Source organism: Paragemmobacter ruber (genome assembly GCF_009908315.1).
Classification (GTDB): Bacteria; Pseudomonadota; Alphaproteobacteria; order Rhodobacterales; family Rhodobacteraceae; genus Paragemmobacter; species Paragemmobacter ruber.
The window spans coordinates 1,513,462-1,527,769 of sequence record NZ_JAAATW010000001.1; the positions used below are offsets into that span (position 1 = coordinate 1,513,462).

General features: G+C 64.0%; 12 protein-coding genes. 10 read left to right on the forward strand and 2 right to left on the reverse strand.

All coding sequences use genetic code 11. The features are described 5' to 3' along the window. Nucleotides 1-137 precede the first annotated feature (137 nt). A complete protein-coding gene (locus GU920_RS07380; protein WP_161766271.1) occupies nucleotides 138-1,415 on the reverse strand; it encodes an ROK family transcriptional regulator in 1,278 nt (425 codons plus the stop codon). A gap of 224 nt (nucleotides 1,416-1,639) precedes the next feature. On the opposite strand from GU920_RS07380, the gene GU920_RS07385 reads away from it, so the two are divergent. The 5 genes from GU920_RS07385 (at nucleotide 1,640) to xylA (ending at nucleotide 7,646) form a co-directional block, all read left to right on the forward strand. Next, on the forward strand, nucleotides 1,640-2,665 hold the full coding sequence (locus GU920_RS07385) for a substrate-binding domain-containing protein (RefSeq protein ID WP_161766272.1): 1,026 nt from the start codon (nucleotides 1,640-1,642) through the stop codon (nucleotides 2,663-2,665). A 155-nt stretch (nucleotides 2,666-2,820) separates the two neighbouring features. Beyond that, entirely contained in the window at nucleotides 2,821-4,140 is a 1,320-nt protein-coding gene (locus GU920_RS07390; RefSeq protein WP_161766273.1) for a sugar ABC transporter permease, read from the forward strand. Between the two features lie 13 nt (nucleotides 4,141-4,153). Next, complete coding sequence (locus tag GU920_RS07395; RefSeq protein ID WP_161766274.1) at nucleotides 4,154-4,912, forward strand: ATP-binding cassette domain-containing protein; 759 nt, start codon at nucleotides 4,154-4,156, stop codon at nucleotides 4,910-4,912. Further along, nucleotides 4,912-6,348: a xylulokinase gene (gene xylB / locus GU920_RS07400; protein ID WP_161766275.1), complete on the forward strand. Its 1,437-nt coding sequence runs from the start codon at nucleotides 4,912-4,914 to the stop codon at nucleotides 6,346-6,348. The genes GU920_RS07395 and xylB overlap by 1 nt, the downstream gene beginning before the upstream one ends. Beyond that, the gene (gene xylA / locus GU920_RS07405) at nucleotides 6,345-7,646 is read left to right on the forward strand and encodes a xylose isomerase (RefSeq protein ID WP_161766276.1); all 1,302 of its coding nucleotides are present in this window, start codon (nucleotides 6,345-6,347) and stop codon (nucleotides 7,644-7,646) included. The genes xylB and xylA overlap by 4 nt, the downstream gene beginning before the upstream one ends. Before the next feature lie 93 nt (nucleotides 7,647-7,739). On the opposite strand, the gene GU920_RS07410 is transcribed toward xylA, so the two are convergent. Continuing rightward, nucleotides 7,740-8,312 (reverse strand): hypothetical protein, encoded by a 573-nt coding sequence (locus GU920_RS07410; RefSeq protein ID WP_161766277.1) that lies wholly within the window; start codon nucleotides 8,310-8,312, stop codon nucleotides 7,740-7,742. Between the two features lie 225 nt (nucleotides 8,313-8,537). Between GU920_RS07410 and mgrA the strand changes: the two genes are divergently transcribed. The 5 genes from mgrA to flgK all read left to right on the forward strand — a co-directional run bounded on the left by mgrA (nucleotide 8,538) and on the right by flgK (nucleotide 14,306). After that, nucleotides 8,538-9,566 (forward strand): L-glyceraldehyde 3-phosphate reductase, encoded by a 1,029-nt coding sequence (gene mgrA / locus GU920_RS07415; protein ID WP_161766569.1) that lies wholly within the window; start codon nucleotides 8,538-8,540, stop codon nucleotides 9,564-9,566. A 112-nt stretch (nucleotides 9,567-9,678) separates the two neighbouring features. Next, nucleotides 9,679-10,599, forward strand: coding sequence for a hypothetical protein (locus tag GU920_RS07420; protein ID WP_235933108.1), 921 nt, complete (start codon nucleotides 9,679-9,681; stop codon nucleotides 10,597-10,599). Between the two features lie 56 nt (nucleotides 10,600-10,655). Further along, complete coding sequence (locus tag GU920_RS07425) at nucleotides 10,656-11,510, forward strand: flagellar motor protein MotB (RefSeq protein WP_161766279.1); 855 nt, start codon at nucleotides 10,656-10,658, stop codon at nucleotides 11,508-11,510. A gap of 74 nt (nucleotides 11,511-11,584) precedes the next feature. Then, nucleotides 11,585-12,898 carry a flagellar hook protein FlgE gene (locus tag GU920_RS07430; RefSeq protein ID WP_161766280.1) on the forward strand — a complete coding sequence of 438 codons (1,314 nt, stop codon included), beginning with the start codon at nucleotides 11,585-11,587 and terminating at the stop codon, nucleotides 12,896-12,898. 7 nt (nucleotides 12,899-12,905) lie between these two features. Beyond that, complete coding sequence (gene flgK, locus GU920_RS07435) at nucleotides 12,906-14,306, forward strand: flagellar hook-associated protein FlgK (protein ID WP_161766281.1); 1,401 nt, start codon at nucleotides 12,906-12,908, stop codon at nucleotides 14,304-14,306. The last annotated feature ends 2 nt before the right edge of the window (nucleotides 14,307-14,308 follow it).

Below are 14,308 nucleotides of genomic sequence, written 5' to 3' on the forward strand. Positions count from 1 at the left end.
CTCCGCCGGGTCACGTTCCGGTGCGCGGCGCACATTCCGGGCCGACGCAGGGTTAAGGAATTCGCTCCACCCAGCGCGCTGCGTATGCACGCCTTGCTGCACTGGGATGCTGCACCACTTGCTGCCCGGGCGTCGCGCTACTGCGCCGCCATCTCCCGCGCCGGGACGAGCAACCCCTCGCTCACGAAAGACAGGGCCAACGCCGCCGCCCCATGCGCCCAAAGCAGATCGCCCCAGGCATGGATCTCGATGGGCGGGCGGGGGCGCCCGGTCTGGATCGCCAGCATGTCCATCTCGGCCAGCGTCTCCTGCGCATAAAGGTAATCATAGCGCATCCGTTCGCCCGACAGGATGATCAGCGCAGGATCGAACAGGTTGATAACATTGGACAAACCCACCGCCAGATAGCGCCCCGCCCGGCGAAAGATCGACCGCGCCGCCGTGTTCCCGGCCTTGGCATGGTCATACAGGCTCTCCAGCAGCACGCTGATCGACTGGCCCTCGCGGTGTGTCCAGTTCAGCGCCGTCGTGGCCTCGCGCGCCAGCGCGTAGTCGGCGATATAGGCCTCAAGGCAGCCACGCTGCCCGCAGCGGCACAGCGCCCCGTCCAACTGCACCTTGGTATGGCCCAGCTCCATCCCAAGTCCTTGAGTTCCCCTGTAAATCCGGTGGTTGATCACATAGCCCATCCCCACGCCATGCTCGATCGTCACCACCGCAAAATCCGCCAACCCCCGCCCCGCCCCGAACCAGAGTTCGGCCAGGGTCACAAGGTTGGCGTCATTGTCCACCGTCACCGGCAAGCCCAGCCGCGCCTGCGCCGCCGCCGCCAGCGGCACCGCCCTTTCGGTCAGGACAGAGGACCACATCACCATCCCCGCGACCGTATCGACAAAGCCCGGCACACCGATGCCCACTGCCGAAAGTTCGCTCCGCGTGATGCCTGCCTTGGCGCAGACCCTATCCAGAAGTGTTTGAATAGCCGTCAGAATTTCATCCAGCGCCATCGGTCCCGGGCGGCGCGGAATGACGTCGTCGGCAATCAGGTTGCCCGCGAAATCCACGATCACCGCCGTATGTTCCCGATCCGACAGCTTCATCCCCGCGACGCGATGGGCATTGGCCCGCACCCCCAATGACACCGCAGGCCGCCCCCGGCCCTGATCGCCCTCGCGCGGCGCCGCGACCTCTTCGATCAGCCCCGCCTCGATCAGTTCCTGCGTGATCGTCGTCACCGAAGCCGGGCTCACACCCAGATCCTTGGCCACCTGCACCCGGGGAATCAGCCCCGCCGCGCGCACCCGTTCGAACACCTGCTGGCGCAGCGGGCGCAGCGTATCGGAAAGCGGCGGGATCAGCGGCCCGCACCCGCGGCGGCCCTCTCCCCCGTCTTCCATCGGCCCTTTGGGCTGCATTTATTCGGTCTCCGAACTAAAAATCGGCAGAAATCCTGCCCTAATCTTTGCAGCCGCTCTGAAACTTGCTGCACCGCCGCATGATTTTGCCTGTTTCCTAAGCAGCCCAAGATTTGACGAACAAAATTATTTTGACAACTGAAATTATTCGCGCCAATTTTCGCCCGTGCCGACGAATCCGTCGTACCGGCCATACGCTGGCCGCATCCATAGGGAGGATAACAATGCGTATCGCAATTCTCGCCGCCGTCATGGCGGTGACCGGTTTCTCGTCTGCCGCTCTGGCAGAAGGCAAGAAGATCGGCGTGTCCTGGGCGCAGTTCCAGGAAGAGCGCTGGAAGATCGACGAAGCCGCGATGAAGGCCGCCATCGAAGCCGCCGGCAACGAATACATCTCGGCCGACGCCCAGTCGTCCGCTGAAAAGCAGCTGTCCGACATCGACGCGCTGATCGCACAGGGCGTGGACGCGCTCGTCATCAACGCCTGGGACAAGGATGCGATCGGGCCTGCGATCGAAAAAGCCGCCGCCGAGGGCATCCCGGTCGTGGGCTACGACCGCCTGATCGAAGACGCGCGCACCTTCTATCTGACCTTCGACAACGTCGGCGTCGGCCGCATCATCGCCGAGTCGGTCTTTGCGCAGGTTCCGGAAGGCAACTACGCGATCATCAAGGGTGACCCGGGCGACCCGAACGTCGGCTTCCTGCGTCAGGGCATGGAAGAAGTGATTGGCGCCGCTGTTGCGGAAGGCAAGATCACCATCGTCGGCGAAGCGAACTCGGACGGCTGGAAGCCCGAGAACGCCCAGCGCAACATGGAACAGATCCTGACTGCCGCGAACAACGACGTTGACGCCGTGCTGGCCCAGAACGACGGCATGGCCGGTGGCGCCGCTGCCGCTCTGGCCGCGCAGGGCCTGAACGTTCCGCTGGGTGGCCAGGACGGCGACCTCGCCGCGATCAACCGCGTGGCGCGTGGCACCCAGACCGTTTCGGTGTGGAAGAACGCGCGCGATCTGGGCAAGGCCGCGGGCGAAATCGCCTCGGCGCTGGCTGATGGCACCGCGCTCGACGCGATCCCCGGCGCGACCAAGTTCTCGGGCGGTGAGAAGGGCGTTGAAATGAACGCGATCCTTCTGAACCCGACCCCGATCACGAAGGAAACGCTGAACCTCGCGATCGACGCGGGCCACATCACGAAAGAGCAGGCCTGCGAAGGCGCCCTGCCCGACGTGGCCGCCTGCCAGTGATCTGATCCTGGGACTGCCGGCCCGTCCGGGCCGGCAGTCCCGCCCCTTTTTCCTGCATGCGGGCCAAGGCCCGAAACCACGGTGCAGCACGCTGCGCGACGCGCGCCGCCGTATCTGGCCGGGCGAAAGATCCCCCTCAACGTCAAGGACGGGACATGACCGACACAACCCATCAACCGCAGGCTCAGGGCAAGGAAGACGGCCTCATCGGCCGCTTTCTTCGCGCGACGGAACTCGACCCCCGATTGATTGGGATGGTTGGCGCCCTGTTCCTCATCTGGATCGGCTTTCATGCCTATGGCGCGCTGTTTCTTGGGGAAGGATCGTTCCTGACGCCGCGCAACCTGTGGAACCTGTCGGTGCAGACAGCCTCCATCGGCATCATGGCAACGGGGATGGTGCTGGTCATCATCACCCGCAATATCGACCTTTCGGTGGGCTCGATCGTCGGTGTCACCGGAATGTACATGGGCCTGCTGCAGGTGGAATGGCTGCCGCAGATGCTCGGCCTCGGCCATCCGGCGATCTGGATCATCACGGTGGTCTTCGGTCTGCTGCTTGGTGCGCTGATCGGCGCGATCCAGGGCGGGATGATCGCCTATCTGTCGATCCCGTCCTTCATCGTCACGCTGGGCGGCCTTCTAATCTGGCGCGGCGTGGCCTTCCTAGCCGCGGGCGGACGGACCATCTCGCCGGTGGATCCCACCTTCGCCCTTCTCGGCGGCGGGCCATATGGGGCGATCGGGGCCATGGGCAGCTGGATCGTCTGCGCGATCGCCTGTGTCGGGGTGATCTGGCTTGTCCTGAACGGGCGCAAGAACCGCCGTCTGCACGGTTTCGCGCTGCGCCCGGTCTGGGCGGAATGGTTCATGGGCCTGCTCGGCTGCGGTTTCATTCTAGGCGCGACCTTGGTCGTGAACGCCTATCCCTGGCCCAAGGGCATCTTGCAGCAGTATTATCAGGCGCTTGGTCAGGACGTGCCGGAGGATGCCTTCATCGCGCACGGCTATGCCTATCCGGTGCTGATCCTTGCCGTTGTCGGCATCCTGATGACGATCCTGATGACCCGCACCCGCTTTGGCCGCTACGTCTTTGCCATCGGCGGCAACCCGGAGGCCGCGGCCCTGTCGGGCATCAACACCCGCGCCATGACGGTGAAGATCTTCACCCTGATGGGCGCGCTGGCGGGCCTTGCCGGTGTCATCGCTTCGGCCCGTCTGAACTCGGCCACCAACGCGCTGGGCGATCTTGACGAACTCTACGTCATCGCCGCCGCCGTCGTCGGCGGCACCTCGCTCGCCGGTGGCGTCGGCACGATCTACGGCGCGATCATCGGGGCGCTTGTCCTCGTGTCGCTGCAGACGGGCATGGTGCTCATCGGCTTTGGCGACGGGTCCTACCGCAAGATCGTGATCGGCGCGGCGCTCGTTCTCGCCGTCTGGCTCGACATCGTCTACCGCAAGCGCATCAAGTAAGGGGGACACCACCATGACCAATCGCGGAACCCCTCTGGTCGAGATGCGCGACATCTCGATCTCCTTCGGCGGGATCAAGGCTGTCGATCATGTCACCGTCGATCTCTATCCCGGCGAAGTCGTCGGTCTGCTGGGCCATAACGGTGCAGGCAAATCGACGCTGATCAAATGCCTCTCGGGCGCCTATCAGCCGGATTCCGGCGAAATCCGGATCAACGGCGAAAAGGTGGAGATCAACAATCCCCGCGACGCCCGCGCCCAGAACATCGAGACGATCTACCAGACCCTCGCGCTGGCAGACAATCTCGACGCTGCCTCGAACCTCTTTCTCGGGCGCGAGATCGTGAACTCGCTGGGCTTCGTGGACGAAACGAAGATGGAGGCCGAGACGCGCAAGATCATGGCGCGGCTCAACCCAAACTTCCGCAAGTTCAACGTGCCCGTCTCGGCCCTGTCGGGCGGTCAGCGCCAGTCCGTCGCCATCGCGCGGGCGGTCTATTTCAACGCCAAGATCCTGATCATGGACGAACCCACCGCCGCGCTCGGCCCGCATGAGACGCAGATGGTGTCGGAACTGATCCAGGAGCTGAAGGCACAGGGTCTGGGCATCTTCCTGATCGAACATGACATCCACAACGTGATGAAACTGTGCGACCGCGCCTCGGTCATGAAAAACGGTCAGCTTGTGGGCACCGTCAACGTGGATGAGGTGACCGACGAAGACATCCTTGGCATGATCATTCTTGGCAAGAAGCCGGCGAAGGCCGCCTGATGTATATCGGGATCGACCTTGGCACATCCGGGGTAAAGGGTGTGCTGATCGACGACCGTCAGACGGTGGTGGCCGAGGCCACCGCCACGCTGATGGTATCGCGTCCGAAGGAAGGCTGGTCCGAGCAATCCCCGGCCGATTGGATCGCCGCCACGGAAACCGTGCTGGATGCCCTTGCCGCGCAGGGCCTGTCAAAGGTGCGCGGGATCGGCCTGTCGGGGCAGATGCACGGCGCCACGCTTCTGGACGCCAGTGACGAGGTGCTGCGCCCCTGCATCCTGTGGAACGACACGCGCAGCCATGAAGAGGCGGCCGAACTGGACGGTGATCCGCTGTTCCGGCGGGTCACGGGGAATATCGTCTTTCCGGGCTTCACGGCGCCCAAGCTGCTCTGGGTGCAGCGCCATGAACCGCGCCTGCGCGAACGCGTGGCGCGCGTCCTGCTGCCCAAGGATTATCTGCGCCTATGGCTGACCGGTGAACATGTGGCCGAGATGTCGGATGCCGCCGGCACAAGCTGGTTTGATACCGGGGCGCGCGACTGGTCGGACGATTGCCTTGCCGCCACAGGCCTGACGCGGGCGCATATGCCGCGGCTGGTGGAAGGTTCCGCCGTTTCCGGCACGCTGCGCGCGGCGCTGGCGGCGCGCTGGGGCCTGCCCAAGGATGTGGTGGTCGCGGGCGGGGGCGGCGACAATGCCGCGTCGGGCGTGGGCGTCGGCGTGGTGAAGGCGGGCGATGCCTTCGTCTCGCTCGGCACCTCGGGTGTGCTGTTCGCGGCCAATGACGGGTATCAGCCTGCGCCGGAAACGGCCGTGCACACCTTCTGCCATGCCTTGCCGGACACATGGCACCAGATGGGCGTGATCCTTGCGGCGACAGATGCGCTGAACTGGTTTGCCGGTATGGTGGGCGAAAGCGCCGCGTCGCTGACCGGCGCGCTGGGCGACCTGCACGCGCCGGGCAAGACCATTTTCCTGCCCTATCTGGGGGGCGAGCGCACGCCGCTGAATGATGCTGCGGTGCGCGGGGCCTTTATCGGCCTTGAGCATGCCACAGACCGCGCCGCCGCAACGCGTGCCGTTCTGGAAGGCGTCACCTTCGCGATCCGCGACTGTCGTGATGCCCTGCGCGCCACGGGCACGCAGATTGACCGGCTGCTTGCCGTCGGTGGCGGGTCGCGGTCCGACTACTGGCTGCGCGCCATCGCAACGGCGTTGGGCACGACCGTCCACCTGCCCGCGGCGGGGGATTTCGGCGGGGCTTTCGGTGCGGCGCGGCTTGGCCTTATGGCCGCCACTGGCGCCGGGGCAGAGATCGCGACACTGCCCCCCATCGCCCGCAGCATCGACCCCGATCCGTCACTGACTGACGCCTTCGATGCGGGCCATGCCCGCTATCACGCCGCCCAAATTGCAATCCGAGGACTGAAATGACTGATTTTTTCAAAGGCATCCCCCAGATCAAGTATGAGGGACCTTCCAGCACCAACGAATTCGCCTTCCGCCATTACAACCCCGATGAGGTCATCCTCGGCAAACGGATGGAAGATCACATGCGTTTTGCCGTCGCCTACTGGCACAGCTTCGCATGGCCGGGCGGTGATCCGTTCGGTGGCCAGACCTTCACGCGCCCGTGGTTCGGGGACACGATGGCGCTGGCCAAGATGAAGGCCGACGTGGCGTTCGAGATGTTCGATATCCTCGGCGTTCCCTTCTATTGCCTGCACGATGCCGATGCCCGCCCGGAAGGCGCGACCTTCGCGGAATCGAAGCGCAATCTGGATGAAATCGTCGATTACCTCGGCCAGAAGCAGGCCGGCCACAAGACGCAGCTTCTGTGGGGCACCGCCAACATGTTCAGCCACCGCCGCTGGATGGCGGGCGCGGCGACGAACCCCGATCCGGACGTCTACGCCTATGCCGCCGCGACGGTGAAGGCCAATATGGACGCCACGCAGAAGCTGGGCGGTCAGAACTATGTGCTGTGGGGTGGGCGCGAAGGGTATGAGACGCTGCTGAACACCGACCTGAAAGCCGAGCGCGAACATGCGGGCCGCTTCCTGCAGCAGGTGGTCGAATACAAGCACAAGATCGGTTTCAAGGGCGCGATCCTGATCGAACCAAAGCCGCAGGAACCGTCAAAGCACCAGTATGATTACGACGTGGCCACCGTCTATGGCTTCCTTGTCCAGTTCGGGCTGGAAAAGGAAGTGAAGGTCAACATCGAACAGGGCCACGCCATCCTTGCCGGCCACAGCTTTGAACATGAAATCGCGCTGGCGGCATCGCTGGGGATCTTCGGGTCCATCGACATGAACCGCAACGATTACCAATCCGGCTGGGACACGGATCAGTTCCCGAACAACCATGCGGAAAAGGCGCTGGCCTTCTACGAAATCCTGCGTGCGGGCGGCTATACCACGGGCGGCACCAACTTTGATGCCAAGATCCGCCGCCAGTCGCTGGATGCCGAAGACCTGATCCTAGCCCATGTCGGCGGCATGGACACCTGCGCCCGCGCTCTCAAATCCGCTGCCGCGCTGCTTCAGGATGGCGCGCTGGAGAAGGCCCGCGCCGACCGCTATGCCGGATGGGAAAAGCCTGAAGCGAAGGCGCTTCTCTCCGGCTCGCTGGAGGATGCGGCGGCGGTGGTCACGGCCAAGGGTCTGAACCCCGAACCGAAATCAGGCCGTCAGGAGCGTCTGGAAAACCTCTGGAACCGTTTCGTCTGACCCGGTCTCCGTGACACGATCAAAGGGGCGGCGATGCCATCTACATCGCCGCCCTTTTATCCCTCTTATGGCGCCCGGATCGTGGCGATCCGATCACGACCTTTGACCCTGCCCCTCCAGATGGGTGCCAAGGGCGTGCACGATGGCCCCGGCGGCAGCCTGACCGAAAAGCCCGATGGGAAGCAGCACGCCATCGGGCCGTTCGACGGGGCGGTAGGGGCTCTTGGCATGGGCGATCTGCAGCAGAGTCATTCGGCTTGAACTGGGTGGCGCCGGATCCTCGTTTGGCAGCCAGATGGCGCTGACCTGCCGTCTCGACGGTTTCGCGATTGGCGTGACACCCGCGATCTGCGACCAACCCAGATGCACCTGATCAGGACCCACCCGATAGTCGATGCCGCTGGGCCCGATTTGCAGCGTGCCTCCGGGCGCACCCGGCGGGATGCGTTTCCACTGACGCCAGACGAAAGCCAGCAGCGCGGCGATACTGACGGCAAGCATGGGCCAGACGATATGCGCGATGCTTTCGGGTGGCAGCGGGTCATGCCATGGATAGAACAGTGCAATCATCACCAGCCCGTAGGCGCCAAGCGCGATACCAGTCCCGCGCTTGATCACCACGACGCGGCGAGGGACAGAAAAGACGGCAATGCGCAGGTCCGTCATGGAAGCACCCGGTGGCGGCATGGAACACAATCTCTGCACCGATCCTTTCGGGCAACCTAGGGCGACCACCGATCAAGGGGCAAGGGCGACCACCGGGGAAACATCGCAATCTCTCGCGCCGATGTGAGGAAAGCCTCTGGCACCTGCGCAACCAATCTGATGAAACTGCCCGCCAAATGCGGCCTTGCGACCCTCGCGCCGCCGATTTCCATGACGGAGGACCCCATGCCCTACACCCCTGCCGCCGACCGCTATTCGCGGATGATCTACCGCAACTGCGGGAAATCCGGGTTGAAACTGCCCGCCATTTCCCTTGGCCTTTGGCACAATTTCGGCCATGACACCCCGCATGACACGAAACGCGCGATATGCCGCACGGCCTTTGACCTTGGGATCACGCATTTCGACCTTGCCAACAACTACGGCCCGCCCCCCGGCAGCGCCGAAGAGGCATTCGGCGAGATCCTGAAAACCGATTTCGCCGGCTACCGCAACGAGCTGATCATCTCTTCCAAGGCGGGCTATCTGATGTGGGACGGCCCCTATGGCGAATGGGGCAGCCGCAAGTACCTGATTGCATCCTGCGACCAGTCGCTGAAACGGATGGGTCTCGACTATGTCGATATCTTCTATTCCCACCGTTTCGATCCCGACACGCCGCTGGAAGAAACCATGCTGGCGCTTGATCACATCGTCCGGTCCGGTCGCGCGCTGTATGTGGGCATCTCCAGCTACAACAGCCAGCGCACGCGCGAGGCCTATGCCATCCTGAAGGAGCTCAAGACCCCCTTCATCATCCACCAGCCCAGCTACAACATCCTGAACCGCTGGGTGGAACATGACGGGCTGAAGGAAACGCTGGCAGAGCTTGGCCTAGGCTCCATCGCCTTCACGCCGCTGGCGCAGGGCATCCTGACCAAGAAATATCTGGGCGGCATCCCGCAGGACAGCCGCGCCGCGCAGGGCAAATCGCTTGACCCCGGCACGATCACCGAAAGCGCGCTCGCCTCTGTTCGCGCGCTTGATGATATGGCGGCGCAGCGGGGGCAGACGCTGGCGCAGATGGCGATCGCCTGGGTTCTGCGCGATGGCGGGATCACCACGGCGCTGATCGGGGCATCGCGGCCCGAACAGGTGGTGGATTGCGCCGGTGCGATCGGCAACCTGACCTTCACCGCCGAAGAGCTTGCCACCATCGACCGGATCAGCCGGGAAGAAGATATCAATCTCTGGGCGCGATCCTCTGCCGAATAGTGATTGGCAGCGCATCCCAAGACTGTCACATTCGCAGTTTAAGAATCTTGAAGATGCGCACCCTGCCGCTGACATGCGGCAGGGTGACCCTGAAAAGGACAGACTGGCGGGCATGCAGCCAACAGGCAGCGACACCTCGCACTTCACGCTGCTCCTTGCAGCGCCCAGCGCAGTGGCACACCTTGCCGCGCCGATACTGGCTGATCATCTTGGCATCACTACAGGGGCGGCCCTGCAGCGGTTGACGGAAAGCCCGGGACCGATCGCCCGCAGATTGGCGCCGCAACCGGCACAACTGCTCTATTCACTCTTGTCTGCCTTGGGCTTGAACCTGCTGTTGCAGCGCGACGATGATCGAAGTCCGCTTTTCGATCTGTCGATCCAGCCGTCGATCTGGGTTGATCCGGGCCGCCTGTCGCGCCGCTTGGCGCGCGTCCTTGGGCTGGCGGCCGAAACGATCGAAGTGGCCATCGCGCGACCCGGCGGCCTGATGCTGACCGCGCTCCCGCTGGCCGAGGCGCATGCCCTGGAACGGCGCCTTGCCGCGATACGAGGCCTTATCGTTCTGCGATTCGAGCGGGAGGGTGCGTTCTATGATCTGTTTCCCACCCGGGTGCTGCTTTCGCCTGAACGGGACGCGCTGGCCCTTGCGTTGCAGGCCGAGGATGCGCGGCCCGATCCCCTAACCGGGGCCTGTGCGGCAGGGTTGAACGAGGCGGCCTGCACACGCGTTCTCGCCGCTGTGCCGGCGGCGGGTTTGCTGGCTCTGGACCGCAGCATCCAGAGGTTTGACCTGCATCTTGTGGGCGTGCATGGCTGGGTCACGGGGGACCTTGCCGACTTCCTTGCCACGCGCACGTCGCTGCCCCGCGCAAGGTTCGAGGTGATTTCGCAGGATGATCCGATCACGCTGGATCGGGGGCTGACCCATGCTGTGCTGCGGCAGTTCTGCGCAGATTATGCCGCCATCGGCTTGCAGACCCGGCCCTGCCTGCGCGGTCTGACGCGATTTCCCGACAATCCGACACTTTAGCCCTTGCTTCACCATCCCGGGCTAATCTGTGCCTTGGGTGAATATGGGGTGGTGGAATGGCCAGGCAGGGGAATGCCGCGCCAGTCGTCATCAAACGGAAAAAGGTCATGGGTGGCGGCGGCCACCATGGCGGCGCATGGAAAGTGGCCTATGCCGATTTCGTGACCGCGATGATGGCCTTCTTCCTGCTGATGTGGCTGCTGAACGCGACGACGGAAAAGCAACGCAAGGGAATCGCGGATTACTTCAATCCGATGATCCCGCTCAACCGCGTATCAGGCGGTGGTGAGGGGGTATTCGGCGGCACGGATGTGATGTCGCAGGAAACGCCGGCGCGGACGGAAACGGGTGCCACGACCCCCAATCCGATCCAAAGCACAAGTCCCGCCGCCACGGGCGGCCCCACACCGGGCGAGATCGCTGCAGAAGAGGCGATCCTGCGCGACATCGAACAGCGGCTTCTGGCACATTCCGGTGAAAGCATGATCTCGGATCGCCTGCAGCGCCATGTGGTGACGCGCCTGTCGGATGAAGGGCTGGTCATCGAACTGTTCGATACCGAGGATGAGGCGCTGTTCACCGCAGATACCGCAGAGCCGCGCGCGATCCTTTACGATCTTTCGGCCCTGCTGGCCGAGGTGATGGCCCTCGCCACAAACCGCGTTGCAGTTTCCGGCCATGTTCGGGCCTATCCGATCACCTTGAAGGAAAACCCGTCCTGGGATTTGTCGAGCGCGCGCGGCCACAGCCTGCGCGGCCTGATGGTGCAGGCTGGACTGGATGCCGCGCGATTGCACAGGGTAAGCGGCTTTGCGGATCGTCGCCCGGCAACGGCGGATCCAACGGCGGCCCGGAACAATCGCATCGAGGTGACGTTGTTGCGGCGACACGTCGGGATTGGTGGGAATTGAACGATTAGGCGCGCGTTAATGCCTTTGGCCCAAACATGGCAGCCGACTCAGGTTCAGGCTGAAAAGGGCTATTCATGTCGATCACGTCTTCGCTCAACGCCGGTGTTGCAGGTCTCAATGCCAATGCCACCCGGCTGGCCACGATCTCGGACAACATTGCTAATTCGAACACCTTTGGCTACCGCCGCGCGGCGGCGGATTTCGAAAGCCTGATCGTCGGCGGCAGCAGTGCGGGCGCTGGCGCGTTCAGCGCGGGCGGCGTGCGTGCGGTTGCGTCGCGCGTGCTGGATGACGCGGGGCCGCTTGTCGCTACGTCGAACCCGCTGGATCTCGCGGTTTCCGGGCGCGGCATGCTGCCGGTCCGGCTCAGCGCCGGCCAGAATGGCGCGATCGGGGATCAGGCCATGCTGCTCACCCGGACTGGGGCCTTCCGCGTGGATGCACAGGGCAACCTGACCACCGCATCCGGTTTGATGCTGCTGGGCTGGCCTGCGAATCCCGATGGCACGATCCCCGGCTTTTCGCGCAACTCGGAGATCGGGCTGGAACCCATTCAGGTCGACACGAATCAACGTGTCGGTGATCCGACAACGGCGATCCGCCTTGGCGTCAATCTTCCGGCCACCAGCACGATCCCGGGCGCGGATGGTGAAAGCCTGCCCCTCTCGGTGGAATATTTCGGCAACCTTGGTTCGTCCGAAACATTGCAGATCAGCTTCACTCCGACCGTGCCCGCCACTGGCGCGGCATCGAACACCTGGACGATGGAGATTCGCGATTCCGCACAGAACGGGGCGCTGATCGGGGAATATTCCATCACTTTCGATGCGACCCGTGGGTTGGGCGGTTCCATCGATTCGGTCACGACTGTCTCGGGCGGAGCTTACGATCCGGCACAGGGCACCTTGACCATCAACGTCGCAAGCGGCCCGATCACGCTGTCCATCGGTGCGCCGGGGGCGTCGGATGCGCTGACGCAGCTCGACAATGGTTATGCGCCGGTCGGGGTGTTCAAGGATGGCTCGCCCATCGGCACGCTGGCCGCACTCGAAGTCGATGATGAGGGTTTCCTCACCGCCAGCTATGACACCGGCTTCTCGCAGCGGCTCTACCAGATTCCGCTTGTCGATGTGCCGAACATCAACGGCCTGCGGACCCAGCCGAACCAGACCTATCAGATCACACCGCAATCGGGGGCCTTCACGCTCTGGGATGCCGGAACCGGGCCGACGGGTACGATCTCGGGCTTCACACGCGAAGGATCGACGACGGATGTCGCGGCCGAACTGACCGCCCTGATCCAGACACAGCGCGCCTATGCGTCGAACGCGAAGGTCATCCAGACCGTCGACGAAATGTTGCAGGAAACCACAAACATCAAACGCTAGGTAGGACATGGCCCTCTCATCCGCGCTCAGCGCCGCTCTGTCCGGCCTCACCATCACGTCCCGCAGGGCAGAGACCGTATCTTCGAACATCGCCAATGCCGCAACGCCGGGATACGGGCGGCGCGAGGTCGTGGTGCAGCCCGACGCCCGTGCGCCCGGTGTCCAGATGATCGAAGTGCGCCGACAAAGCGACATGATCCTTACGACGGACCGGCGCAGCGCGGGCGCCGCTGCCAGTGCCGCGGATTACCTTTCCGGGCAGTTGCTGCGTCTTGAACGGGCCTATGGCGCGCCGGGCGAAGCCGGAAGCTTGACGGACACGATCGCCGCACTGGACAGCGCCCTGATCACGGCTGCGGCGACGCCGGACAGTGGCACCGCCCTGACGGCGGTCGCGGATGCGGCAAAGCTTCTCGCCCGCCGCTTTGGCGACATGTCAGACATGCTCACCAATGTCCGGGCAGAGGCAGATGCTGGCATCGCTGATGACGTATCGGCGCTGAACACGGATCTGTCCCGCATCGCCGATCTGGATCGGAAGATCGTCGCTGAACGTGCCTCCGGGCGGGATGCCTCGTCGATGATCGACCAACGCCAGCAGATAGTGGATCGTGTTGCCGCATTGATCCCGCTGCGCGAGGTGCCGCGTCCGGATGGCCGGTCTGCCCTCATCTCCCTGAATGGCGCGGTGCTGCTGGACGGACGCCCGGCTGTATTCGGCTTTACGCCGACAGCAGGCATCACGGCATCGGGCCCGTCCGTCCTTTCGGGTCTCACGCTGAACGGTCAGGCCATCGGAACGGGCCCGGATGCGCTGGTTTCCGGCGGCATGCTGTCGGCCCGTTTTGCGCTGCGCGATACACTTGTGCTAGAGGTTCAGGCCGGTCTTGATGCACTGGCGCTCGATATCGGAACACGCCTGTCCGCAGCGGATGCCACCCTGGGGCCCGCATCGGCCGGCCTGTTGACTGATGCCGGCGCTCTGATCGACGCAGGCGCGGTTGCCGGGCTTTCGGCACGGCTGGCCTTGAACACCATCGCTGATCTGGATGCCGGGGGTGATATCCGCTTCATCCGGGATGGCCTTGGCGCTGCGCAGCCAGGGCCCGTCGGGGAAAGTCGGCAACTGCTGGCCCTTCAGGCGGCGCTCGCCAATGCCGCGCCGATCAGCGTTTCTGGACGCGCATCCTCTCTTGTCGAAACGCTGTCCACACGTCGCATTCAGGCTGAAGAGGATGCAAGCCGCACCTCTGCCCGTGCAAACACCCTGTCCGAGGCAGAGGCCGCAAAGGGCGTTAACACCGACAGTGAGCTTCAGGACCTGCTTCAGATCGAAAAGGCCTATGCCGCGAATGCCCGCGTGTTGCAGGTCGTGGATGGCCTGCTTCAGAACCTGCTGGAGATCTAGCG